Raw genomic sequence first — 23,051 nt, 5'->3', positions numbered from 1 at the left:
TGAGCGCGCCGGTTGGGTTCGCGGGTGAGGGTGGGTGCGCCGGTTGGGTTCGCGGGTGAGGGTGAGCGCGCCGGTTGGGTTCTCGGGCGCGGGTCAGGTCTGCCAGGCCTTGCGGCACAGGGCTGTGGACGCCTCGTCGAGGTAACGGGCCGTGGCGAGCCAGGCACGGGCGAAGGCATCGGTGTCCGCCGGAACGAGGCGGCCGAACCCGTCGCGGCGCCGCTCGGCCGCGGATCTGCGCATCGCGTCGAGGAGCTCGGCGGCGGTGGACAGGCCGGCGCGGCGCAGGAGCGCGGTGTCGGGTGCGGTGGTGTGCGGTGCCGTGGTGTGCGGTCGGGCGGGTGCTGCGTGTGTCAGGGCTCGGCGGCCCGCGACGACTACCTGTTCCGTGCGGCGGCGCAGGATGTGGAGGGGCGCGGAGGGGGTGGGGCGGACGGGGCCGGGTGCGGGTACGGGTAGGGGTTCCGGCAGGGGTGACGTGGGGGGCACGTCCTGGCGTTGGAGGCGGTCCAGGCCGAGGTCGTGGCGGCCCGTGGGAAGACGGACGGCGAGGAGGGCGGCCCGGGGGTGCCCGGCGGGCACGAGGCGCGCGATCGCACGGACCCGGGTCCCGGGGGCCGTGGCGAGGAGGGCGAGGTTCTCCCGGTGGGCCAGTTCGGGGTGGTCGTCGGCGGCGGTCAGCCGCACGGTGAGCCCTTCGCACTCGGCCAGGAGGCAGTCGCCGCCCGCCTCACGGGCCACGCCGGTGAGCGTGGCGTCGAGGAACAGCAGGTCCTCTCCGGCGGCTCCCGTGGCTCCGGCGGCGAGGGCCCGCGCCGCCTGGTCGGCCACGGGGACGGACCACAGGGCCGCGAGCGGTTCCTCGGTCCAGTCGGCTCCGGCGGCGGCCGCGGCCCGCACGCTCCGGCCCGCGCCGAGCCGCCCGTCGGCGGAGACGGTCGCCCCGGAGACCACAAGCCCTGCGCGGGCCAGGTCGCGGTGCGTGAGGGCGGTGTCGCCCATCCTGACGGCTCGATCCCCGGCGGTCCTGGCCCTCGCCGGTCCTCCGGGGGCCACGTCGGGGACGGTGTAGAGGCGGCCGGCGGCATCGGCGGTCCAGGTGACCACGCCCGCGTGGCCGGTCGCGGTGAGGACGGGCTCGGTGAACAGTCCGTAGAGCCGCAGCGAGCCGCCCGGCGCATAGGCGCGGCGCGCCGTTCCCCGCAGGGCGGCGTGCGCGTCCGGGGTGCCGGGGCGGCGCAGTCCGTACGCGGTGGCGAGCAACTCCTCGAGGGCGTCGGCCAGTTCGGAGGTGCGGTGGTCGGGCTCGGCGGCGCGGGCTGCGCGCAGGCCGTTCACCGTACGGATCGCGGCGGCCGCGGGGCGGGGAAGCGCTGCGAGGCGGGCTGTGTGGGCGGCCCTGAGCAGACCGGCCTGGAGCACGGCACCGGCGCCGTCGACACCGGCGTCGAGGACGAGAACGGCGGCCTGCCACAGGGCTTCGGCGGCGGCGGCTTGGGGCGGTGTGGTGGGCGTAGAGGTGGTGAGCGGAGAGGTGGTGGGTGGAGAGGTGGTGAGCGGAGAGGTAGTGGGTGAAGAGGTAGTGGGTGGAGAGGTGGTGAGCGGAGAGGTGCGGGCTTCGGTCGGCTCGGTGGTGGGTGCGGTTGCGTCCACCTCGTCCGGTGCGGGTGGGGATGGCTGATCGGGCGCGTCGGAGGGGGCGGGCGTGGGTGTGTCGTCCGCGATCGGTGCGAGGGTCGCCGCCGCGGCCCGGTGGACGCAGGCCGGGGCGAGCAGGCAGCCGCAGCGGATCGCGTCCTCGGCCGTGACGCCGCCGCCGGGAGCGTGCAGTTCGACGAAGGTCTCGTCGTCGACCGCGATACGGCAGATGCCGCCGTCGGTTGTCACCGGTCGTGCGGCGAGCTTCTCGACGGCCGCGTCGAGGCGCTTGCGCAGGCGCGGGGAGAGTGCGGCCACGACGGCGGCGGTGACCTCGGGCGGTACCGGAGGAAGCTGTGGCGTTGGGCGAGACCGCGGCTGAGAGTGCGTCGGCGTCAACGGATCTTCTCCCCTACCCAGCGGGCGAGTTCGAGCGGGCTGAGTGCGGCGACCGGCATGCCCGCAGCGACGAGCTGTCCCGCGATGCCGGTGGAGTAGCGGGGGCGCCCGGCATCGTCGAGGCTCGCGCAGCCCAGTACATGGCAGCCCGCGCCGACGAGTTCGCGTACCTCGGCGAGCATCCCGCCGACGGGGTAACCCTCCTCGAAGTCGCTGACCACGACGACGAGGGTGCGCGAGGGCACGGTGACGAGCGTGCGCGCGTGGCGCAGCCCGGCGGCGATGTGGGTACCGCCGCCGACACGGGCCTCCAGGAGGAGGGCCAGCGGGTCGTGGACGTGTTCGGTCAGGTCGAGGACCGTCGTCGAGAACGCCAGGAAGTGCGTGGACAGCGCGGGCACGCCGGCCAGGACCGACGCGGTGAGCGCCGACCAGATGGTGGAGGCCTCCATCGAGCCGGACACGTCCGTGAGGATGATCAGCCGCCAGTCCGCCGAGCGCTGGGACCTGCCGTGGAACACGGGGCGCTCAGGGATGACGTGGATACGTCCGTCGCCGGTGCGCCGGGCCGTGGCGAGGTTGGCGCGCAGGGTGCGGGCGAGGTCGAGTCTGCCGCCGGGACGCCGGGTCGGGCGGGCGGTCGCCGCACCGGTGAGTGCGGGGCGGAGGCGGGTGGCGAGGGTGCGGGTGAGCTCGTCGACGAGGCGCCGGACGAGGGGGCGCAGGGCGGCGAGCTTGGCCTCGGGCAGGCCGCCCGCGTGCTGGAGCACGGTGCGCAGCAGTTCCACGGAGGGGCGTACGGCTTCGGGGTCGAGCGCGGACACGACGTCCGTGCGGCCGCGGGTGGCCGCGGCGGCGAGGACCTCCTCGCGGATGCCGGGGCCGAAGAGCGCTGTGAGTTCCTCGGCCCATTCGCGCACACCGGGATAGGGCGCCTCTCGCCCACCCCGGCCGCCCGCGCCGCCGGGCAGATCGCCGCGCGCGCCTTCCCCGCGGCCCTTCCCGTACAGCTCGTCCAATGCGGTCGCCAACGGGGCGAAGCCCTGCGGGAGTTGATCCCCTCGCCGGCCGAGGACGAGGCGCCACCGCTCGGCGGGGGCGATCCGGGCGTCGCCGGTCGGTGGAACGGGAACGGGAACGGGGGCGGGGGTGGGGGTGGGGGCGGACGGGGATGTGAGGTGAGGCCGGTCGGACGTGTCCGGCGCCGTGGGCAGGAGGCCGAGCGCGGCCAGCGCCTCGCGGGCGGCAAGGTCCGCGGTGGTCCACGCGGCCAATGTCCGCGCGTCCGTGTCCGGAGGGAGGTCGGCATCGAGGGTGCCGTCGATGCGTTCCTCGATGACGGTGAGCAGCCGGTCGCGGGCGGCCGGGCTGAGCGTGTCGAATCCGCCGCGCAGGGCGGGGAGCCGTTCGAGGAAGGGGCTGTCGGGCAGTTCGCCGACGCGGTCGAGCAGCGGGGCGAGCGCCTCGGGAGCCGTCTCCAGGAGGGATCCGGCGGCGGTGAGCAGGCCGGTCAGCCGGGCGGTGAGCTCCGCGCGGGTGCCGGGGTCGGTGGCCGTGTCGACCCAGGACGCCGCGCGTGCGCCGAGGGCGGTGGCAGGGGTGTGCCCGAGCAGAACGCGCACTGCGGCTGCGGCGCCGCGCATGAGCGGCGTTCCACTGTCGGCCAGCCGCGCCAGCGAGTCGGCGAGCCGCATTCCCCCGAACACGTCGGCGCGCCGCGCGAGTTCGACCAGAGCGCGGGCGTCGTCCGGGTCCTCGGAGCCGGCAAGCCCGTCGAGGCTGCGGACGGCGGCGACGGTCAGGAGGTCGGCGCAATCGGCGAGCGCTTGGAGCCAGGGGGTGGGGGCGGCGGTGGGGTCCGCGGCAGGGTCAGTGACGGGATCCGTCATGGTCAGGCCCGCGATGTGGCCCGAGGTGAGGCGGTCGGTGAGGTCGAGGCCCGTGAGGAGTTCCGGGAGGGTGCCGATGGCGGGCAGCACCGTCGTGACCTCTGCCAGGGCTTCGCCCGCGAGTGCGGGAAGTGCGCATTCGGCCGCCTCGCCGAGCGTGGTCAGCGCCTGCGCCGCGGTCGGCCCGCCCTCCGCGTGGGCGGCACGGACGCGTGCGCGGAGCACGCCCTCCGCCACCTGCGCCGGGGTGACGCCCCGGGTGGTCGCCGTGGTGAGGACCGCCGCCGTGGCGGGTGTCCAGCGCACGGTCCAACGCGTGGTGAGCGCGTCGGCCCCGCCCGCCCCGCCGACGGACGTCTCCTGCGCGTACGGGATGCCGCACAGCGCGAGGCGGCGCAGCAGCACCTCACGTTTGCGGTCCGGGTCGGAACGCAGGGGGTCGAGCCGAAGCTCCTTGTCCTGCCCGCCACTTGCCGGGCCCGGCAGTCCGAGCGCGGCCAGCTCTGCCTCGACGGCCGGTGCGAGTCCGCCGCGGGGTGCGCCGGGGGCGGGGCGGCCCGTGCGCTCGCCGACGAGGACCCGCTCCAGCGCCCGGGCGACGGCGCGTCCGCGGCCCAGCGGCTCGCCCTGGGCCAGCACGGTCTGCACGGCCTCGGCGAACTCGCTCCGGCCCGGCGCGGGCAGCCCGCGCAGGCTTGCGAGGTCGCCCGCCACGCGGCGGATCTCGCGGGCGTCCGCCGGCCCCGACGGGTGGCCCTCGGCGCGCAGTTCGCCGGTGACGCGGACGGCGCAGCGCAGGGCCGTCTCGCCGACCGCGGCCGGGTCGCCCGCCGACTCCAGGACCTGGTGCTGCCACTCGGGATCACGGATCCCGGCCGGATATCCGGAACGGGCGTCCAACAGCGCGTACGTGTAAGGGATCAGGGAGACGGCGCAAGTGGGCGCCGCCGACGATGCCACTTGCGCAGCCGGCGGTTCGGCGCCGGGCCCGGTCGCCGGCGACTCTGCGGGCGTCCCGGCCGACACCCCCGCGAGCGGCTCGCCCTGCGCCTCGTCCCGTACCGCCCCCGCGCTCAACGCCGGCGCGTGGAACGCTCCGATCACCGCCGCCACCCTGCGCCCGCCTCGTGCCGCCTCGCGCAGGCGCGCCCGCATCCACCGTTCCCTGGTGAGGTCGAGCGGGTCGACTCCCGGGCCGTCCTGTGCGTCGCGGCGCAGGGCCCAGCCGGTGAGGAGCGCTGCCCGGCGCAGGGCCTGTGGGGTGGCGCCCGGGGCGGGGGCCTCCACGAGGCGGTCCCAGAGGTCGTCACCGTCGCGGCCGGTCAGCCGCCCACGCACCGCGTCGTGCAGACTCAGCCTGCGTCCGGCGGGAGCGGATGCCTGTTCCGCGGGGCGAGTTACGCGCGGCTCCCGCCAGGCCCGTTCCGCCAGCGGCAGATCACAGGCCACCACCGGGACGCCGTTCCGTGCGGCCCAGCGCAGCGCCGCGAGCTCCGGTGAGAAGTCCGCGAACGGGTAGAACGCCGGGCCCGACTCCGCCGCCCCGTCGAGCACCGCCGCCAGCGCGACCGGCGCCACCGTCTCCTCGTGCGCCAGCCAGGGCAGCAACTCCTGCGTTTCGGCGGGTAGTTCGACCAGCAGGACGTCCGGGGCCGCCTCGTCGAGGAGTCGAGGGACGACGGCGGCCAGCGACGGCGCGTGGTGGCGTACGCCGATGAGGTAGGGCCCGCCGGGATCGGTGAGCGCGTCGATGGCCACGCCCGCGTCGGTGGTCATGGTGGGTCAGCCCTCCAGGACGGAGCGCAGGTCCCACAGCGTGCGCCAGGTCGCGGAGCCCTCCTCGGCACGGCGCCGCACCGCGCCGTCCCAGTAGCCGAGCAGCCGCGCCGCGTCCGCCGGGTCGTCCTTGCGGACCACGCCGGTGAGGTGGCCCGGCAGGAGGGCGAGGGCGTCGCGGTCGCCGGGGAAGTAGGCGGCGGCGACGCCGAGCGCCGTCGCGACGGAGACGGCCTCGGCCGTACTCATCACGGTGGACGGCCGCTCCACCTCCCAGCCCTCGGCCGAACGGCCCGAGCGCAGCTCGCGAAAGGCGGTGACCAGGACGTCGAGGACCATGTCGTCGAGCTGGTACGCGGCGCCCGCCCGTTCGACGGCCGCCTTCGACTGGCGGCGTACGAGGTCGAGTTCGGCGTCGAAGTCGCCGATGGGGCCGACCGTCTCGAAGTTGAAGCGGCGCTTGAGCGCGGCGGACATCTCGGAGACGCCCTTGTCGCGGAGGTTGGCGGTGGCGATGACGTTGAACCCGGGGGCCGCGTGGGCCTGGGCGGCGTCCGTGCCGGCCAGCTCGGGGACGGCGATGCGCCGTTCGGAGAGGAGGGAGATCAGGGCGTCCTGCACCTCGGGGAGGCAACGGGTGACCTCCTCCACGCGTGCGACGGCGCCCTGGGTCATGGCGGCGAGCACGGGTGAGGGTACGAGCGCCTTGGGGCTCGGGCCCTGGGCCAGCAGCAGGGCGTAGTTCCAGCCGTACTTGAGCTGGTCCTCGGTGGTGCCCGCGGTGCCCTGGACGGTGAGCGCGCTGGTGCCGCTGACGGCGGCGGCGAGCAGTTCCGACAGCATCGACTTGGCGGTGCCGGGCTCGCCGACCAGGAGCAGTCCGCGCTCGCCGGCGAGCGTGACGACACAGCGCTCCACGAGGGCGCGCTCGCCGACGAACTTCCGCCGGACCGCGAGCCAGCGCGGCACGCCCTCGCCGGCATCGGCGCCGTCGGGCAGGCGCAGCGGTTCGTCGGCGCCCATCACGAACGTGACGACGGCGCGCGGGGTGAGCCGCCAGCCAGGAGGCCGCGGGCCGGAGTCGTACGCGCCGAGGAACGCGAGCTCGTCGGCGTACAACTCCTCGGGCGGCACGATCTGCCGCGGTGCGGAGGGCATCGTGCCCTGGTCGGTGTCGGTCGTGGTGCTCATCGGCGACGCTCCCGCGGCTGCGTGGTCCCGCACTGCGCGGCCGGGACGGACTCGGTGGTGATGGTGGTGGTCATCGGGCGGGGCTCCCACAGCCACGTGCCCAGGCACCGCGCGCTCGGCGCGGTCGGGACGGGTTCGGTGGTGGTGGCCAGCGACGGTTGCGTGACCGGACGGCGCATGTCAGGCACCGCCGGGGTGACCCAGGCCATGGTCGTCATTGGCCGCCGAGCGACCCGACAGCGCAGGCCGCGCACCCCCGAGGTGACCCGTGCTGCCCTGGTCGTCATTGGCCGTCGAGCGACCCGACGGCGCATCCCGCGCATGGCCGAGGTGACTCGGCGGGCCCTCCTCGTCATCGGCGCCGCCCCTTCCGGGTCGCGCGGGTCGTGAGTTCTTCGAAGGCCGGGACGTCGCCGGCGCGTACCCGGTCCCACGCGCGGGTGAACAGTTCCGGGACGGGCAGCAGCGGGACCGTCGCAGTGTGGCCAGGGATGTCGTACAGGTCCCGCTTCCAGGACTCGACGGGCAGCGCGGGCGCCTTGAGTGCCAGCCAGGCGCCGGGCAGGAACAGGCCGCGTCCCGCGCGGGCGCGCTTCGCCTCCACCACCAGTGCGGTCGCGGCGAGTTCGGCGCGGGCCTTCTTCATGCGGGCGGGCTTCCAGCCCGTCCAGCGCGCGCTGTTGCGGTCGGTCGGGTCGGGCAGGGCGAGCAGTTGCAGGTAGAGGGCGGCGGCGTCCTCGCCGATGCCGTGCGCCTCGGCTACCTCGGTGACCAGGCCGGGGACACTGCGCGTGGGGTCCTGCGCGTAGCCCTCAAGTCCAGCCTCTGCTCCACCCGCACCCTGCCCGTCCACACCCGGCATGCCCGTCGTCACCGCGCGACCGAGCCCATCCCCCAGTACCGCCCTGATCGCCCGCAGCGGGGCGTCCGCGCGGTATCCGGCGAGGCCCTCGATCAGGCCGAGCGCCGGGTCGTCGGGGCCCGTGAGGCCGGCCGGGCGCAGGAGGACGGCCTCCTGCCGGTGCCAGGGGTGGACCACGAACGCCTCGCCCACGCGCGTCAGCCCGTCCGCTCCGGCCCCGCCCGTCTCGGGCATGCCGTGCGCCTTGCGCAGTTCGGGCGCGGTGGCGTCGCCCTTCTCGGTCCAGGCGAGGCCGAGCTGGAGCAGCAGCTCCGGGTCGGCGAGCCGGGTGCGCAGGGCGTCGAGGGCGGCGGGCAGGGCGGCGCGCAGCGGATGCCCGTACGGCAGGCCGTACGCGAGCGCGCCGAGCGCCGACACGGCGGGTACCAGGTCCCTGACGTGCGGTACCGCGGTGGCGTCATCGCCCGTCAACCGGCCGTCCGTGTCGAGTCGCTGGACGGTGGTGCGGCTGAGCCACGGAGTGTGCCGGGGATTGAGCACGGCCTCGGCGTTGCCGATGGTGGAGACCCCGTTCAGCGAGATCTCCATGTCCTCGGGGAGGCGTACGAGGGTGCCGAACCGCTCCGTCCATACCTCCCGGGCGGCCTCAACGGCCGGCCCGGTCTCCCAGAGGTCGGCGACGGTCTCGGGGAGCAGCGCGGTGACGACATCGACGCGGCCCTGCCACGTGAGCGCGGTCAGGCGGTCGTGGCCCGCCTCCACCTGTGTGCGAGTGAGTCCGGATCGGGCCTGGCACTCGGCGGATGCGGCGTCGTCGGCGAGGACGCCGGAGGGGCGTCCCGCGAGGAGCAGCGCTGCCTGGACAGGGCCGCAGCCGGGCGCGGCCGCCAGTGCGGTCGCGTTCTCCGCGTGCCAGGGCGTGGCGCCGCGCTCGCGTACGAGGGCGGCGAGTGACGCGATCCGGTCGCCGGTGAGTGTGCCGGGGATCCGCTGCGCCTCACGGGTGATGAAGTGGGCGACCGGCCCGAACGCGCCCGAAGGGTCGTGGTCCAGGGCCAGCCAGTCCACCTCGTCGTCGTGACTGCGCGTGCGGGCCGCCGCGAGGATCGCGACGGTGCGGTCACCCAGGCGGAGGACCTGGCCGGGGCGCGGCCGGTAGGCGCCCTTCTCGCAGAGTTCGACGCTGCGCAGCTGACGGTCCGGGTCCGCGAGGGCGCCTTCGGCGACGGCGTCCAGGAGGTGCAGGAGGGCGGACCTGTCGGTCTCGTCCATGCCGGGGACGGTGGCGCGGTATGCCAGTGCGGGCACGTGGGGCAGGACGCGCACCCAGCCGGATGAGCTGCTCGGGATGGTGAGTTCGTCCGTGGTCCAGCCGCCGGTGAGCTTCGTGAGGTCGTGTCCGGTGGGCAGCGGGGTGCCTTCGGCGACCTTGCCCGCGATGACGTGGCCGACGGACTTGATCTGCCGCAGTGTGCTCCAGGTGTCGGGGCTCCAGTAGCCGTGAACGGTGTGGCCGAGGACGCCGCGGACCGCGCTGAGCAGGGTCCGGTCGTCGCCGTCGCGGGGCGAGAAGTCGTGGAACATCTCCTGCCTGCGCGCCGCGACGGGCCGTGCTGCCACCCTCTGGGGATCGGTGAACTCGGCCACGGATTCGCGGAGTTGGACCATGGCGAGCGTGATGGCACCGACGCCCGCGTGCAGCGACGGGTGCCCGATCGCGGGCAGGGCGCGCTCGGTCGCGGCGAGCAGGTCGCGGTCGAACTGGTCGGACGCGGCCTTCTTCTGCTCGTCCGTGAGGGCGGTCCTGGTCTCGCCCGTGGTCATCCTCCGGTGCTGCGCCAGCGCGGCCGCCGCGTCGTCCGCCAGTGCGGCGGCCTGCTCGTCGGCGAACGCGCGCAGTGCCTTGGATCCGTCCTCGTCGCGGGCCCTCATGGCGTGCCAGAACGATGCCGGCGGGACGAGCGGCGTGCCGGCCGCGTACTGCGCGCCCGCCCGGGACGTCACGGTGTCGCCGAAGGACCCGTCGGCGGGCCCGGCGCCGTCCGCGTAGAGGCCCAACTGGTTTCCGTCGAGGGCGAGTACGGGCTCCGCTCCGCCGGGCAGGCGCAGCGCGCCGAGCGGTACGGGGGTGCCGCCGCTGGTGAAGCGGGCGGGCAGCGCGACCTCGCGGCCGTCGGGCGTGCCCGCCGACAGCCGCTCTTCCGTGCCGTCTCCAGGGCCATCGCTGCGGACCCATCGGCCGAGGACCGTGCCGTCGGTGCCCAGGGGGCTGTTCTCCAGGCCCGCTTGGAGGGGCAGTACCTGGCAGTCGGCATGCCGCAGCCGTCCCTCGTCGCGCACGGCGCCCGCGAAGAGCGGCGGCAGGGAGGCGCGGCCGGTGGCGCCGGTGGCGGGGTCGTACTCGATCCATGTGCTGGCCGTGCTCGTGGTGCGCAGCCGCCAGTGGTTCACGCCGTCGCCGCTGACCCGGTGTTCCTTGGGCAGGGTGGTGTCGCCCGCGTGCAGGGGGCGGGCGCCGGTGCTGCGGCCGCCGTCGGGCAGGGGCAGGGAGGCGTCCAGGGTGTGTGCGCGCCACTGGGTGGCTGACTCACCGCCGAGGTGGAAGACGTCGGCGGGACGCGAGGACCAGTAGGCGCGCTGCTTGCCCTCGTGCCACCAGGTGACGAGAAGTTCGCCGCCGACGAAGCGGAAGGCGGGCCGGCGCCAGTGGTCGGGCTTGCCGGGGATGCGCAGGTCGTGTTCGAGGAGGATGCCGTCGGGTCCCGCGACGACGGCCTTGTCCCGGTGGGCGACGATCAGCGCGGGCCAGGCCTCCTGGACGGTGAGCCCGTCACCGTGGCGCTGCTCGGGTACGGGCCCGAGCAGTTTCATGGCCTCTTCGAGCGCGGGCCAGCCCAGTTCGTCGACGATGCCCGCGCGCAGGGTGCGGCCGAGGTTGCCGCTGAGGTCGAGGGCGCGGACGCGGGCGACGGCGTCGGGCGCGACGTCCGCCGCGACCGACCGGAAGCGCCTGAGGTGCTGGAGCGCCGAGCGGGCGCCGGGCAGGCCCGCCGCCGCGGTGAACGCCTGGGCCTGTTCGGTGAGCCATTCGGCCAGGAGCGGGCGGAGCACCGGGTGCTCGGCGACAGCGAGGGTTTTGCGACTGCCCACGCTGCGGTGGGAGTTGTCGCCGATCGCCTCCTTGAGCAGCGGCCGGAACCGCGCGTCGGCGGCTACCGCGGCGAGGTCGCTGCGGCCTGTGTCGGGTCCGCCGAACCAGTCGTCGAGACCGATCCCGTGGCCGTCCGTGCGGGGCGCGGGGTCCACCACGGCGACACCCGACGCGAGGCACACATCGATGAGGTCCAGGTCGGCCCAACTGCGCCAGCCGCGCCCGCGGAACAGGTCGACCGGCCGCCCCTCGGCGCGCAGGCGGGCGGCCATGCGCTCCACAAGGCCGTACGTCATCGGGGAGCGGCGCACCCCGCGCCAGCCGCCCTTCAGATGGGTGGACCAGCGCGACAGCCAGTCCCCCGCGTCTACGGCCGCGTCCGGGGCCGGGTCGGTGAGGAGCTGTTCGGCGCCGGTCTCGGCGAGCAGCTCCAGCCAGTCACCCTCGGAGCCGTTGTCGTGTCCGAACCCCGTCGGCATGATCTCCAGCAGCCGCTTACGGACGGCGGGTTCCTGCGCCGCGAGGACCAGGAGGGTGGGCCGGTACGCCGTCCAGAACGTGCCGGGTGCGCGTACCACCGCCGGGGAGGCCAGGAGGTCCGCGAGCAGCCGGCACTCCTCCTCGTCCCGGTCCAGGCCCGCGGCCTTGATGAGCTTGCGGGCGTCCTGCGGCAGGGCGGCGTACGGCGGCATCCCGGCGCCGCAGCGCTCGACGATGAGCCTGCGGTACTGCTCCCAGGCCGCCTGCGGCGCGAGACGCTGCGTCAGGTCCCGCACATGGTCCTTGAGCGCCTTGACGGTGAGCGCCCCGGCGAAGGCGAACTCGAGGAACACCGCGCGCTGCCGCTGCTCGTCCACGACGAGGCTGTGGACGCGCTCGGCCTCGCGTGCCTTGCCGAAGAGGGCGGCCGCGTAGGTGGTGTTCTCGTGCCGGAGGAAGGCGCGGCCCGCCTCCTCGTAGTACGTGGGCAGGAAGTGCGGGACGGAGCGCCCGAGTCGCTCGCCGAGCTCCTCGAACCCCTCCTTGGCGGCGCCCGCGCGGGTCTTGGCCATGCGGGCGAGGCGCTCGACGTCCTTGACGAGGGCGAGGGCGTGGTGCCCGTTCTCCGGGTCGTTCACCAGGGCCCAGGCGGGGAAGCCGAGGGTTTCGCGGCGTACCTGGCCGAGCCCGTCACGGACGCTCTCTCGCCGCAGCCCGAGGAAGTCCAGGGCGAGGTCCTCGGCGTCGCCGAGCGTGCCCGGCACGAGGCGCACGACGGTGCGCCCTTCAAGGACGGGGTGGGTGTACGCGCGGGCCGTGAGGTCGTCGGCATCCTCGCCGCGGTGTGCGCCCGGGAGCAGGACGGCGCCCGCCTCCAGGAGCGCTCCCGTGTCCACCGTGCCGTCGCCCGTACCCATCGCGCCCCGCTCCCCTGCCGCCTCGCCCGCCGAACCCGCCGAACCCGCTGTGCTGGTCGTGTCTGCCGCGCCCGGACCCGCGCCCGCGCCGCTCACCGTCGTGCTCACGCCGCCTGCTCCCCGTCCTCGAGCTCGCGGCCCGCGTAGAGGACGGCGGCCATGCGCATGCCCTCCGACCAGGCCACCGGCCCGACTTCGGCGAGGGCCAGGGCCTGTCCGCCCTCGGTGGTCCAGGTGAGCGGTCCGGTCTCGGTCTCGGCGTAGCCCTCGTAGTCGCCGATCCAGACGCGGGCCTCGACGGTGCGTCCGGCTTCGAGCACGGGCTGGACGGCGTGGCCGCCGCGCACCCGATAGCCGAGGGAAGTGGCGCGGCCGGCGAGGAAGCGGAGTTCCTTGAAGGCGCCGCCCTCGTAGTCGTCGACCGTCTGGGCGGCCGGGTCGTGGTCGGCGCCTCTGGTCCAGATCTCGCGGAACAACTGCTGGACGCCCTGGTCGACCCCCAACTCGACGGCGAATTCGCGCAGTTCACCGAGGTCTTCCAGGAGGACCGGGTGGGGAATGCGGATCTGCCGCGGGCGGATGCGCACGGTGTCCCCGTCGAGGTCGACGAGGCCGATGCCGCGCTCGGGGTCGGCGTCGCGCAGGAACCCGGCGACCATCCCGTCGTCGCCGGTGACGACCAGGTCCTTCAAAGCGGCGCGCCAGGCCGGGTCGGGCCAGACCTCGGCGAGCACCGCGGCCGGTACGGGAAGGGAGCGGGTCATCCAGCGCTCGGCCCGCTCCCGGCAGTCGCGCTCGTGCCGCTCCAGCCACTCGGTGAGCTGCCGGAGCCCGATGACGGTCTGCTCGTCGGCGATCTTCGGCGGCACCGACTTCAGGAGCCGCCCCTTGCTGTTGCGGCAGACGACCTTGCCGTCGTCGTCCAGGGCGACTTCATAGTCGCCCGCGCGCATCCACCCCACCACTGCCTCCCCGACAGCCGATTCCCGTTCCCCAGATGTCGACCACCGGTCGTGGGTGCGCGCCGAAGGCACGCGTCACGAGCACCGGTTGTGAGCCGGTGTTGATCAACTGCCGGAAACTTTAGAGGCAGCCACTGACAACGCGGTGTGGCCCGGCCCCCTGAAGGGCCGGGCCACACAAAAGGCAGGTCAGGACTTGGCGTCGGCCCACGCGCGCTGCACGGCGAGGTCGTTCTTCACCTCGGCGAGCTGCACCGCGACGGCCGAAGGAGCGGTGCCGCCGCGCCCGTTGCGCGAGGCGAGCGCGCCCGGCACATTGAGGACGGTGCGCACCTCGGGCGTGAGGTGCTCGGAGATCTTCGCGAACTGCTCGTCCGTGAGCTGGTCGAGCTCGATGCCGTGCTGCTCGCACTCCTTGACGCACTCGCCGGCGACCTCGTGCGCGACGCGGAACGGCACGCCCTGCTTGACGAGCCATTCGGCGATGTCGGTGGCGAGCGAGAAGCCGGCCGGGGCGAGCTCCTCCATCCGCTCCCGGTTGACCGTGAGCGTGGCCATCATGCCGGTGAACGCGGGCAGCAGGACCTCGAGCTGGTCGCAGGAGTCGAAGACCGGCTCCTTGTCCTCCTGGAGGTCGCGGTTGTACGCGAGCGGGAGGGCCTTGAGCGTGGCCATGAGGCCGGTCAGGTTGCCGATCAGGCGGCCGGACTTGCCGCGGGCGAGCTCGGCGATGTCCGGGTTCTTCTTCTGCGGCATGATCGACGAGCCGGTGGAGAAGGCGTCGTGGAGGGTGACGAAGGAGAACTCCTTCGTGTTCCAGATGATGATCTCCTCGGCGATGCGCGAGAGGTTCACGCCGATCATCGCGGTGATGAAGGCGAACTCCGCGACGAAGTCCCGCGACGCGGTGCCGTCGATGGAGTTGCCGGCCGAGCCGTGCTCGAAGCCGAGGTCCTTCGCGACGGCCTCCGGGTCGAGGCCGAGCGACGAACCGGCCAGGGCGCCGGAGCCGTACGGCGAGACCGCCGTGCGCTCGTCCCACTGCCGCAGCCGCTCGGCGTCCCGGGACAGGGACTGGACGTGCGCGAGGACGTGGTGCGCGAACAGGACCGGCTGGGCGTGCTGGAGGTGCGTACGGCCGGGCATGGCGACGTCGGCGTGCGCCTCGGCGAGGCCGACGAGCGCATCCTGGAGGTCGGCGACGAGGCCGCCGATGACGCGCGCGTGGTCACGCAGGTACATCCGGAAGAGCGTGGCGACCTGGTCGTTGCGGGACCGGCCCGCGCGCAGCTTGCCGCCGAGGTCGACGCCGAGGCGCTCAAGCAGGCCGCGCTCCAGCGCCGTGTGGACGTCCTCGTCGGCGATCGTCCCGACGAACGAGCCGTCCGCCACGTCCGCTTCGAGCTGGTCGAGGCCCGCGAGCATGCGGGTCAGCTCGTCCTCGGTGAGCAGGCCCGCCTTGTGCAGCACGCGCGCGTGGGCGCGGGAGCCGGCGATGTCGTACGGCGCCAGGCGCCAGTCGAAGTGGACCGAGGCGGAGAGTTTCGCCAGGGCCTCGGCGGGGCCGTCGGCGAACCGGCCGCCCCAGAGGCGGACATCGCCGGTGTTGCTGCTCACGGTTGCTCCTAGATGTGCGGTGACGCGGGGCGGGTTTTCTCTTCCCCGTCCCGCCCCTTCCCGTAACGGGTATCAGGCGAGGTCGCGCTTCGCCGCGCTCTTCGAGGACAGGGCGAAGACGTCGATGACGTCATGCATGAGTATGCATTGGACTGCATGATTCGTCAATCGGCCCGTCAATCGAGCCCTCCATGGACCGAGACGCGCGCGAAATCCTTAGACATGCGAACGATCTCGGGTCGATAATCCAGAACCATGGGAAAGACCTACGAACGCATAGACGGCAGGCTGCGCACCTTCATCGAGGAGCAGCCGATGTTCTTCACCGCGACCGCACCCCTCTCCGAGGACGGCACGGTGAACCTCTCACCCAAAGGACTGACGGGATCCTTCGCCGTGCTCGACGAGCGGACCGTCGCCTACCTCGACTTCGCCGGCAGCACCGCCGAGACCATCGCGCACCTGCGCGAGAACGGCCGCATCACCCTCATGTGGTGCGCTTTCCAGGGCCCTCCGAACATCGTCCGGGTGCACGGCCACGGAGAACCCGTCTTCCGTGACGACCCACGGTTCAAGGACCTGCTCGAACACTTCCCCGATATCGACCCCAGCCTCCACGGCCTGCGCGCGATCGTCGTCGTGACCGCCGACCTCATCCGCGACAGCTGCGGATACGCGGTGCCCTTCATGTCATACGACGCGGACCGCGACCTGCACGGGAGGCGGTTCGCGCGCGAGGACGACGCCTCCCTGAGCGAGTACTTCAAGAAGAAGGATCACATCGAGCACAGCATCGACGGACTTCCGGGGCTGCCGCTCCCCTTGCCTCCGACTACCGTCTGACACATGCGCTCACGACCCGTCACCATCGCGTCCCTGGCCGCGACGGCCGCCCTGCTGATCCTGGGCGCGGCACCGTCCGGCGGGCCCGCGCCGCTGCCCGCGCGGATGGCCGACACGGGCGGCGGCTCCCAGCTCGTCACCGCGCAGGCCGCGCGCACGGGCTCCACCACCGGCACCGTCACCTGGTGGGACCGGCGCGACGGGCGGTGGGTCGCGGCGGGTTCGGCGGCGGCGCGGTTCGGGTCGAAGGGCCTCGCCGACGGCGGCTCGCGCCAGCAGGGCACGTACACGACACCCACGGGTCTGTACGACCTGCCCTACGCCTTCGGGATCGAGCCCGCGCCGGCCGGCACGACCACCGCCTACCGGCGCGTGCACCAGGACTCCTGGTGGTGCCAGGACAACGACTCGCGGTCCTACAACCGCTGGACCGAGCCGCGTCCGGCCGACTGCCGCGCCGCCGAATCCGAGCACCTCGTGTCGTACGCGACCCAGTACGCGCACGCCTTCGTCATCGCCTACAACTACGACCGGCCGGTGCGCGGGCGCGGAGCGGGGATCTTCCTGCATGTGAACGGACGCGGGGCGACGGCCGGGTGCGTGTCGGTCCCGGCGGACGCGATGCGGCGCATCCTGCGCTGGGCCGAGCCGGGCCGGCGGCCGCACATCGCGATCGGGACAGCGAGCGGCGCCACGGCGATCACGCACTACTGACGCCCCGCTGACGCCTGGCGCTCCGAGGGCGCCACCCATCAGGACGCGGGCGGCAGCCGGACCGTGAACACCGTCGCGCCCGGCTCGCTCCGCAAGGTGGCGATGCCGCCGTGCGCCTCCGCGACCGCCGTGACGATGGCGAGGCCGAGGCCGGTACCGCCGCCCGCCCCGGCCGTTCTTGGCCGGTCGCCGTGGGTGAAGCGTTCGAAGACTCCGTCGCGGATCTCCTCCGGGACACCGGGCCCGTCGTCCCGTACGGACAGGGACACCCCCTGCTCTTCGGCCTCGATGCGGGCGGTGACCCGGGTGCCGGGCGGGGTGTGCAGGCGCGCGTTGGCCAGGAGGTTGGCGACGGCCTGGTGGAGGCGGTGCGCGTCGCCCCTGACGGTGACCGGTTCCTCCGGGAGTTCCATGGCCCAGCGGTGGTCGGGGCCCGCCGCACGGGCGTCGGTGACCGCGTCGAGGACCAGGCGAGTGAGGTCGACCGGCTCACGTTCCAGAGGCCGGCCCGCGTCGAGGCGCGCGAGCAGGAGCAGGTCCTCCACCATGTCGCCCATCCGTCCGGACTCGGCCGCGATGCGATCCAGGGCGCGGCGGACCGGCGCGGGCACGGGTCCCGGATGCAGGAGGGCAAGTTCGGCGTGGCCGCGGATGGAGGCGACCGGGGTGCGCAGTTCATGGCTGGCATCGGCGGAGAAGCTGCGCAGGCGTTCCTCGGAGGCGTGCCGGCGGGTGAGCGCGTCCTCGACATGGCCGAGCATCCGGTTGAAGGCGGAGGCCACCTGGCCGACCTCGCTACGCGGGTCGGACTCGGGGGCGCGCGGCGGCAGCGCAACCTCACCGCTGGCGAGCGGCAGTTCGCTGACTTGAGTGGCGGTCGCGGCGACCCGGCTCAGCGGGCGCAGGGACCAGCGCACCCAGAGGGCGCCGGCGACACCGGTGGCGGCGAGCGCGATCCCGAAGACGCCCGCCGCGACGAGTTCGAGGCGGTGCACGGTGGCCTCGACGGGCTCCAGGGGCAGGCCCGTAAGGAGCACGTCGCCGTCCTTGCCGTCCCGGGCCTCGACGCGGTAGTGGTCCAGGGACGACAGCCGGATGGTGTGGCCGTGCCCGTCGACGGGCACGGCAGCGAGGGTTCTGCGGTCGGCGTCGGACAGGCGCACGCCCAGGTCGGCGGCGCCGTCGACCGCACCCGCCCTGACGACGGCGGCGCTGGTGACGGTGGTGCCGACCAGCCGGACGCCGAGGGTGCCGGTGGCCTGGCGGCGGGTGTCGGCGTGCTCGTCGCCGTCGTGGTCGTCGGGCATGCGGCCGCTGTGTTCGAGGCTGGCGGGCAGGGCGCTGCCCGCTTCGTGCAGCTGCTGGTCGAGCCGCCCGGTGAGGAAGCCCCGCAGCTCGACGACCGCGGCCACGCCGACGGCCGCGCAGCTGACGGCGAGCAGCAGAACGAGTCCGGCGGTGAGCCGGGCGCGCAGGGTGTGCGGGATCCGCAGGCGTGGCCGGTTCATCGGCCCGCCGGCTTCAGGACGTATCCGGCGCCCCGCACGGTGTGGATCATGGGTTCGCGGCCGACGTCGATCTTCTTGCGGAGGTACGAGACGTAGAGCTCGACGACGTGGGCCTGGCCGCCGAAGTCGTAGGACCAGACGCGGTCGAGGAGCTGAGTCTTGCTGAGGACGCGACGGGGGTTGCGCATCAGGCAGCGCAGCAGGGCGAACTCGGTCGGGGACAGGTCGACGGTCTCGCCGCCCCGGGTGACGTCGTGCGCGTCCTCGTCCATGACCAGGTCGCCGACCGTGAGCAGGGCGCTCTCGGCGCGCTCCCTCGTCATGCCGGCCCGGCGCAGCAGGCCGCGGAGCCGGGCGACCAGTTCCTCGAGGCTGAACGGCTTGGTCACGTAGTCGTCGCCGCCCGCGGTGATGCCGGCGACCCGGTCCTCGACGGTGTCGCGTGCTGTGAGGAAGAGCACGCAGACGTGCGGCTGCGCGGCGCGCAGTTCGCGTAGGACGGACAGGCCGTCGCGGTCCGGCAGCATGATGTCGAGGACGACGGCGTCGGGACGGAAGTCGAGTCCTTCGCGCACGGCGTCGCGGCCGGTCCCGGCAGTGCGGACGTCCCAGCCCTCGTAGCGCAGAACTCCGGTGACGACCTCGGCGATGTCGGGTTCGTCGTCGACGACGAGGACGCGCACGGGGGTGCCGTCGGGGCGGGTGAGTGCGGGGCGTTCGTTCATGACGGTTCAAGAGTCTCTCGGTTTGCTGTGAGTTCGCTCTGAGAGGGCGCGTGGGGCGCCCGTTCAGAGCCCGCTCAGAGGTTCGGGCCGCACAGTGGCGTCGTACCCCGCCCGTCCCGACCCGATGAGGAGCCCGCCCCGGTGACCACCACGCACAGCCCCCCGCCGCTCCGGCACCGCGCCCCGCGCCCGGTGCGCCGCCGCTCCCCCGCGGTGCCGCTCCTGGCCGCCGCGTGCGCGGGCGGGGCCGCAGTACTCGCCCTGTGGTGGCAGGGCACCGGCGTCGTCTCCGGCGCCGACGGCTGGCTGACGGGGGCGGGCCGGATCATGGGCCTGATGTGCGGCTACATGTGTGCGCTGCTCGTCGCCCTGATGGCGCGTGTCCCGCTTCTGGAGAAAGGGCTCGGCAGCGACCGGACCGCGCGGTGGCATGCCTCGGCAGGCCGCTGGACGGTCGGCCTGCTCCTTGCCCACATCGTCCTGATCACGCTCGGCTATGCGGCGCAGAGCCGTACCGATCCGGTGTCGGAGCTCGGCACGATCGTCCTCGACTACCCGGAGATGCTGAAGGGCACCGTGGGCGCGGCCGTGCTCGTGCTGGTGGGGTTCGTTTCGGCGCGGGCGGTGCGACGCCGGATGCGGTACGAGACCTGGTACTACCTGCACGTCCTGACGTATGCCGCGATCTTCCTCGCGTTCGGGCACCAGCTGGCGCTCGGAGCCGACTTCGCGGGCGGGGCCGCCGCCCGCATGGCCTGGTACGCCCTCTATCTCGGTGTGGCCGCGCTCGTGCTGTGGTTCCGGGTGCTGGTGCCGGTGCGGCTCAACCTCCGGCACCGGCTGCGCGTCGAGGCCGTCGTGCGGGAGGCGCCCGGGGTGTCGTCGGTGTGGGTGAGCGGGCGACAGCTGGAGAGGCTGGGCGCGGAGCCGGGGCAGTTCTTCCGGTGGCGGTTCCTGGCTCCCGGCATGTGGGGCGCCTCGCACCCGTACTCCCTGTCTGCGGTGCCGCGCGGCGGGTTCCTGCGGATCACGGTGAAGGCGCTCGGCGACCACAGCGCGTCCGTCGCGGGCCTCGCGCGGGGCACGCGGGTCTGGGCGGAGGGGCCGTACGGGGCGCTGACGGCGGGGCTGCGGCGTTCGCGCAAGGTGCTGCTGCTCGCGGGCGGCACGGGCATCACCCCGCTGCGGACGCTCTTCGAGACGCTGCCCGCGGCGCCGGGCGACCTCACGCTGCTCTACCGGGCCCGCACCGCCGACGAGCTGGCGCTGCGCGGCGAGCTGGAATCCATAGCGGCCGGCCGCGGCGCCCGCCTCGTCTACGCGCTGAACGGCGCCGACGGCACCCGCGCCCCGGTCACGGCGGACGGCCTGCGCCGGATGCTGGCGGACGTCGCCGCGCACGACGTGTACCTGTGCGGCCCGCACGGTCTCGCGCTCGCCTCGTACGACGCGCTGCGCGAGGCCGGGGTGCCCGCGTCCCGTATCCACTACGAGTCCTTCGAGCTGTGAGCCGCGCCATGAGAGCCCATCCGATCCGCCGCACCGTGCTGACCTGCGCGGCCACAGTCACCGTCACGACCCTGGCCCTCGCGCTCAAGCCGCACACGCAGCCGGCGACCGCGGCCCCGCAGGCACAGACGCCCAACTCCACCCGGTCACCGTCCACTTCAGGCGGCACCACCGGCACGCAGTCCGGGAAGCGGACCCTGACCGGCGACACGGTGCAGACCCGCTACGGGCCCGTCCAGGTCGAAATCACCGTCGACGGAACGAAGATCACCGCCGCCCGGGCCGTCAGGACCCCGACCGGGGACCGGCGCAGCCAGGACATCGCCTCGTCATCGGTGCCGACCCTCGTCCAGGAGACGCTCGACGCGCAGAGCGCCCGGATCGACACGGTCTCTGGCGCGACGTTCACCAGCGAGGGCTACATCTCGTCCCTGCAGAGCGCGTTGGACCAGGTCCATGGGTGACGGGACGGAACTGCGCCGCGTCGTGCACACCATGGGCACGGTGTTCTCCCTCACGGTGCGCGGCGCCGACGGACCGGCTCCGGAGGCACTCGACGAGGCCGAGGCGTGGCTGCGCCACGTGGACGCCGAGTTCTCGACGTACCGCGAGGACAGCGCCATCAGCAGGATCGCCCGCGGTGAACTCGCCCCGGACGACTGCGCTCCCGAGGTTCGTGAAGTGCTGCGGCTGTGCGCGCGGGCCGAGGCGGACACCGATGGCTGGTTCTCGACGGGTCACTCCGGTGGGCTCGATCCGAGCGGCCTGGTGAAGGGGTGGGCGGTGGAGCGGGCGGCCGAGGGGCTGCTCGCGGCGGGCGCGACGGACGTGTGCGTGAACGGCGGCGGTGACGTCCAACTGCACGGTGGCCCCTGGCGGGTGGGCATCGCCCACCCCCTGCGCCCCGGCCACGTCGCGGCGGTCGTCGAGTCCCGGCAGGGGCCGCTCGCGGTGGCGACATCGGGTCCCGCCGAGCGCGGCTGCCACATCGTCGACCCGCACACCGGGGAGGCTCCTGCCCACGGCCTCGCGTCCCTGACCGTCGTATACGAAGGCCTTACGGACGCAGACACCTGGGCGACCGCCGCGTATGCGATGGGGGTCCACGCGCGCGCGTGGCTGGAGGCGCAGCCCGGGGTGACGGCGTTCGCGGTGACGGCGGACGGGGACACCTGGTCGGTCGGTCCGCAGGGCCGGTGACGTCGTGGCGATCCCGTGAAGATGTAGGGACCACATATCGAGACGCGGTTGCGGCCGTGCGGGACGGCGGCGTTGCATCGCCCGGTGCAGACCGAACAGTTGATCCCCCAGCCGACGGACACCGGCAACCGCGCGGCGCGCCTGGCCGTGACCGTGTTCCCCGTACTCGTGCTCGCGGCGGGCGGTATCGGGCTCGCCCTGCCGGACGCCTTCGTGAGCTGGAAGACGAACGTCCCGTACCTGCTGGGTGTGGTGATGTTCTGCATGGGGCTCACGATGACCCCGCACGACTTCAAGGGCGTCGCGAAGCGGCCCTGGGCCGTCGGCCTCGGACTCGTCGCGCACTACGTGATCATGCCGGGGCTCGGCTGGCTGATAGCCAACGCCCTCGACCTGCCGCCCCAGCTGGCGGCGGGCGTGATCCTCGTGGGCTGCGCCCCCAGCGGCACGGCCTCCAACGTGGTGACCTATCTGGCGCGCGGCGACGTGGCCCTGTCCGTCTCCGTCGCCACCGTCTCGACCGTGCTCGCCCCGCTCGTCACGCCGCCGCTGACCCTGCTCCTCGCGGGCGAGTTCCTGCCCGTGGACGCGGGGTCGATGGTCACGGACATCCTCAAGACCGTGCTGCTGCCGGTCATCGCGGGGCTCGTCGTGCGCCTGGTCCTCGGCCGGTACGTCGACCGGGTGCTCGGCTTCCTGCCCTGGCTGTCGGCGCTGACGATCGCCGTCATCGTGGCCGTGGTGGTCGCGGGCAGCGCGACGGCGATCAAGTCGGCGGCCGGGCTCGTCCTGCTCGCCGTCGTCCTCCACAACGGCCTCGGCCTCGCACTCGGTTACGGCGCCGGAAAACTGGCCCGCCTCGGGGCGCCCGCGTCCCGCGCGATGGCGTTCGAGGTCGGCATGCAGAACTCGGGGCTCGCCGCGTCGCTCGCCACGGCCCACTTCAGCCCGCTCGCGGCGCTCCCCGCGGCGGTGTTCTCCGTCTGGCACAACGTGTCGGGCGCCCTGGTCGCGGCCTGGATGTCGTACCGGGCGCGCCGCGCCGAGCAGGCCTGAGGAACGCGAAAGCGCCCCGGACCGCCCGTGAATCCCGGGCGGTCCGGGGCGCGAGCCCGAACGATTCAGCGCACTCAGTGGTCGTTCTGGGCGAGCCGCAGCAGATGGTCGGCGAGCGCCTGCCCGCCGGCCGGGTCGCGGCTGATCAGCATCAAGGTGTCGTCACCCGCGATCGTGCCCAGGATCACCTGGAGTTCCGCCTGGTCGATCGCCGATGCGAGGAACTGGGCGGCGCCGGGCGGGGTGCGCAGGACCACGAGGTTCGCCGAGGCCTCCGCGGAGATCAGCAGTTCCCCCGCGAGCCGCCGCATCCGCTCCTCCTTGGCCGAGCCGCCGAGCGGGGCCTGCGGGGTGCGGAAGCCGCCCTCGCTGGGCACCGCGTAGATCAGCTCGCCGCCGGTGTTGCGGATCTTGACCGCGCCCAGCTCGTCCAGGTCCCGGGAGAGCGTCGCCTGCGTGACCGTGAGGCCGTCGTCGGCGAGCAGCTTCGCCAGCTGGCTCTGCGAGCGCACCGGCTGCCGGTTGAGGATGTCCACGATCCGGCGGTGGCGCGCGGTGCGGGTCTGCGGCACGGCGGGTCCCGCGGCGTGCTCGTTGTCCTGCGCCTGACTCAT

At 74.0% G+C, this 23,051-nt stretch carries 16 protein-coding genes; 6 read left to right on the top strand and 10 right to left on the bottom strand.

Features of this window, described 5'->3' with window-relative positions; translation table 11 throughout:
* Positions 1 to 93: 93 nt before the first annotated feature.
* The 7 genes from OHA58_RS30100 to argH form a co-directional block, all read right to left on the bottom strand.
* Positions 94 to 1,956: a hypothetical protein gene (locus OHA58_RS30100; protein ID WP_405482674.1), complete on the bottom strand. Its 1,863-nt coding sequence runs from the start codon at positions 1,954 to 1,956 to the stop codon at positions 94 to 96.
* Positions 1,957 to 2,033: 77 nt separating this feature from the next.
* Positions 2,034 to 5,702 (bottom strand): vWA domain-containing protein, encoded by a 3,669-nt coding sequence (locus tag OHA58_RS30095; RefSeq protein ID WP_405482673.1) that lies wholly within the window; start codon positions 5,700 to 5,702, stop codon positions 2,034 to 2,036.
* 6 nt (positions 5,703 to 5,708) lie between these two features.
* The gene (locus OHA58_RS30090; protein ID WP_405482672.1) at positions 5,709 to 6,893 is read right to left on the bottom strand and encodes an AAA family ATPase; all 1,185 of its coding nucleotides are present in this window, start codon (positions 6,891 to 6,893) and stop codon (positions 5,709 to 5,711) included.
* Positions 6,890 to 7,102, bottom strand: coding sequence for a hypothetical protein (locus OHA58_RS30085; protein ID WP_405482670.1), 213 nt, complete (start codon positions 7,100 to 7,102; stop codon positions 6,890 to 6,892). Before OHA58_RS30085 ends, OHA58_RS30090 begins: the two co-directional genes overlap by 4 nt.
* 143 nt (positions 7,103 to 7,245) lie before the next feature.
* Entirely contained in the window at positions 7,246 to 12,411 is a 5,166-nt protein-coding gene (locus OHA58_RS30080; protein WP_405482669.1) for a hypothetical protein, read from the bottom strand.
* Positions 12,408 to 13,265 (bottom strand): DUF4132 domain-containing protein, encoded by an 858-nt coding sequence (locus OHA58_RS30075; protein WP_405482668.1) that lies wholly within the window; start codon positions 13,263 to 13,265, stop codon positions 12,408 to 12,410. The genes OHA58_RS30080 and OHA58_RS30075 overlap by 4 nt, the downstream gene beginning before the upstream one ends.
* Before the next feature lie 189 nt (positions 13,266 to 13,454).
* Positions 13,455 to 14,882, bottom strand: coding sequence for an argininosuccinate lyase (argH, locus tag OHA58_RS30070; RefSeq protein ID WP_405482667.1), 1,428 nt, complete (start codon positions 14,880 to 14,882; stop codon positions 13,455 to 13,457).
* 255 nt (positions 14,883 to 15,137) lie between these two features.
* On the opposite strand from argH, the gene OHA58_RS30065 reads away from it, so the two are divergent.
* Positions 15,138 to 15,725 (top strand): pyridoxamine 5'-phosphate oxidase family protein, encoded by a 588-nt coding sequence (locus OHA58_RS30065; RefSeq protein WP_405482666.1) that lies wholly within the window; start codon positions 15,138 to 15,140, stop codon positions 15,723 to 15,725.
* A 3-nt stretch (positions 15,726 to 15,728) separates the two neighbouring features.
* Positions 15,729 to 16,439, top strand: a complete 711-nt coding sequence (locus OHA58_RS30060) for a L,D-transpeptidase (protein WP_405482665.1) — start codon at positions 15,729 to 15,731, stop codon at positions 16,437 to 16,439.
* A gap of 38 nt (positions 16,440 to 16,477) precedes the next feature.
* Here OHA58_RS30060 and OHA58_RS30055 read toward each other — a convergent pair whose 3' ends face one another.
* Together OHA58_RS30055 and OHA58_RS30050 are read right to left on the bottom strand one after the other, a co-directional pair.
* Positions 16,478 to 17,947: a sensor histidine kinase gene (locus OHA58_RS30055; protein WP_405482664.1), complete on the bottom strand. Its 1,470-nt coding sequence runs from the start codon at positions 17,945 to 17,947 to the stop codon at positions 16,478 to 16,480.
* Positions 17,944 to 18,672 (bottom strand): response regulator transcription factor, encoded by a 729-nt coding sequence (locus OHA58_RS30050; RefSeq protein ID WP_405482663.1) that lies wholly within the window; start codon positions 18,670 to 18,672, stop codon positions 17,944 to 17,946. The genes OHA58_RS30055 and OHA58_RS30050 overlap by 4 nt, the downstream gene beginning before the upstream one ends.
* A 141-nt stretch (positions 18,673 to 18,813) precedes the next feature.
* On the opposite strand from OHA58_RS30050, the gene OHA58_RS30045 reads away from it, so the two are divergent.
* From OHA58_RS30045 to OHA58_RS30030, 4 genes are all read left to right on the top strand, one after another.
* Positions 18,814 to 20,181: a ferric reductase-like transmembrane domain-containing protein gene (locus OHA58_RS30045; RefSeq protein ID WP_405482662.1), complete on the top strand. Its 1,368-nt coding sequence runs from the start codon at positions 18,814 to 18,816 to the stop codon at positions 20,179 to 20,181.
* An 8-nt stretch (positions 20,182 to 20,189) separates the two neighbouring features.
* The gene (locus tag OHA58_RS30040; protein WP_405482660.1) at positions 20,190 to 20,645 is read left to right on the top strand and encodes an FMN-binding protein; all 456 of its coding nucleotides are present in this window, start codon (positions 20,190 to 20,192) and stop codon (positions 20,643 to 20,645) included.
* Entirely contained in the window at positions 20,638 to 21,381 is a 744-nt protein-coding gene (locus OHA58_RS30035) for an FAD:protein FMN transferase (protein WP_405482659.1), read from the top strand. The genes OHA58_RS30040 and OHA58_RS30035 overlap by 8 nt, the downstream gene beginning before the upstream one ends.
* Before the next feature lie 84 nt (positions 21,382 to 21,465).
* On the top strand, positions 21,466 to 22,437 hold the full coding sequence (locus tag OHA58_RS30030; protein ID WP_266668499.1) for a bile acid:sodium symporter family protein: 972 nt from the start codon (positions 21,466 to 21,468) through the stop codon (positions 22,435 to 22,437).
* Positions 22,438 to 22,511: 74 nt separating this feature from the next.
* Here the strand turns inward: OHA58_RS30030 and OHA58_RS30025 are convergent, their stop codons facing one another.
* Positions 22,512 to 23,051: an arginine repressor gene (locus OHA58_RS30025; RefSeq protein WP_100597053.1), complete on the bottom strand. Its 540-nt coding sequence runs from the start codon at positions 23,049 to 23,051 to the stop codon at positions 22,512 to 22,514.

It is taken from the genome of Streptomyces sp. NBC_00009, from assembly GCF_045040855.1.
Taxonomy (GTDB): domain Bacteria; phylum Actinomycetota; class Actinomycetes; order Streptomycetales; family Streptomycetaceae; genus Streptomyces; species Streptomyces aureus.
Note: the sequence above shows the minus strand (reverse complement) of the source record. Positions and strands in the feature narration are given on the sequence as shown.

Coding starts and splice junctions, on each gene's coding strand:
- OHA58_RS30095 (WP_405482673.1), bottom strand. CDS start 5,702: ATGACCACCGACGCGGGCGTGGCCATCGACGCGCTCACCGATCCCGGC.
- OHA58_RS30090 (WP_405482672.1), bottom strand. CDS start 6,893: ATGAGCACCACGACCGACACCGACCAGGGCACGATGCCCTCCGCACCG.
- OHA58_RS30085 (WP_405482670.1), bottom strand. CDS start 7,102: ATGGCCTGGGTCACCCCGGCGGTGCCTGACATGCGCCGTCCGGTCACG.
- OHA58_RS30065 (WP_405482666.1), top strand. CDS start 15,138: ATGGGAAAGACCTACGAACGCATAGACGGCAGGCTGCGCACCTTCATC.
- OHA58_RS30060 (WP_405482665.1), top strand. CDS start 15,729: ATGCGCTCACGACCCGTCACCATCGCGTCCCTGGCCGCGACGGCCGCC.
- OHA58_RS30055 (WP_405482664.1), bottom strand. CDS start 17,947: ATGAACCGGCCACGCCTGCGGATCCCGCACACCCTGCGCGCCCGGCTC.
- OHA58_RS30050 (WP_405482663.1), bottom strand. CDS start 18,672: ATGAACGAACGCCCCGCACTCACCCGCCCCGACGGCACCCCCGTGCGC.
- OHA58_RS30040 (WP_405482660.1), top strand. CDS start 20,190: ATGAGAGCCCATCCGATCCGCCGCACCGTGCTGACCTGCGCGGCCACA.
- OHA58_RS30035 (WP_405482659.1), top strand. CDS start 20,638: ATGGGTGACGGGACGGAACTGCGCCGCGTCGTGCACACCATGGGCACG.
- OHA58_RS30025 (WP_100597053.1), bottom strand. CDS start 23,051: ATGAGTCAGGCGCAGGACAACGAGCACGCCGCGGGACCCGCCGTGCCG.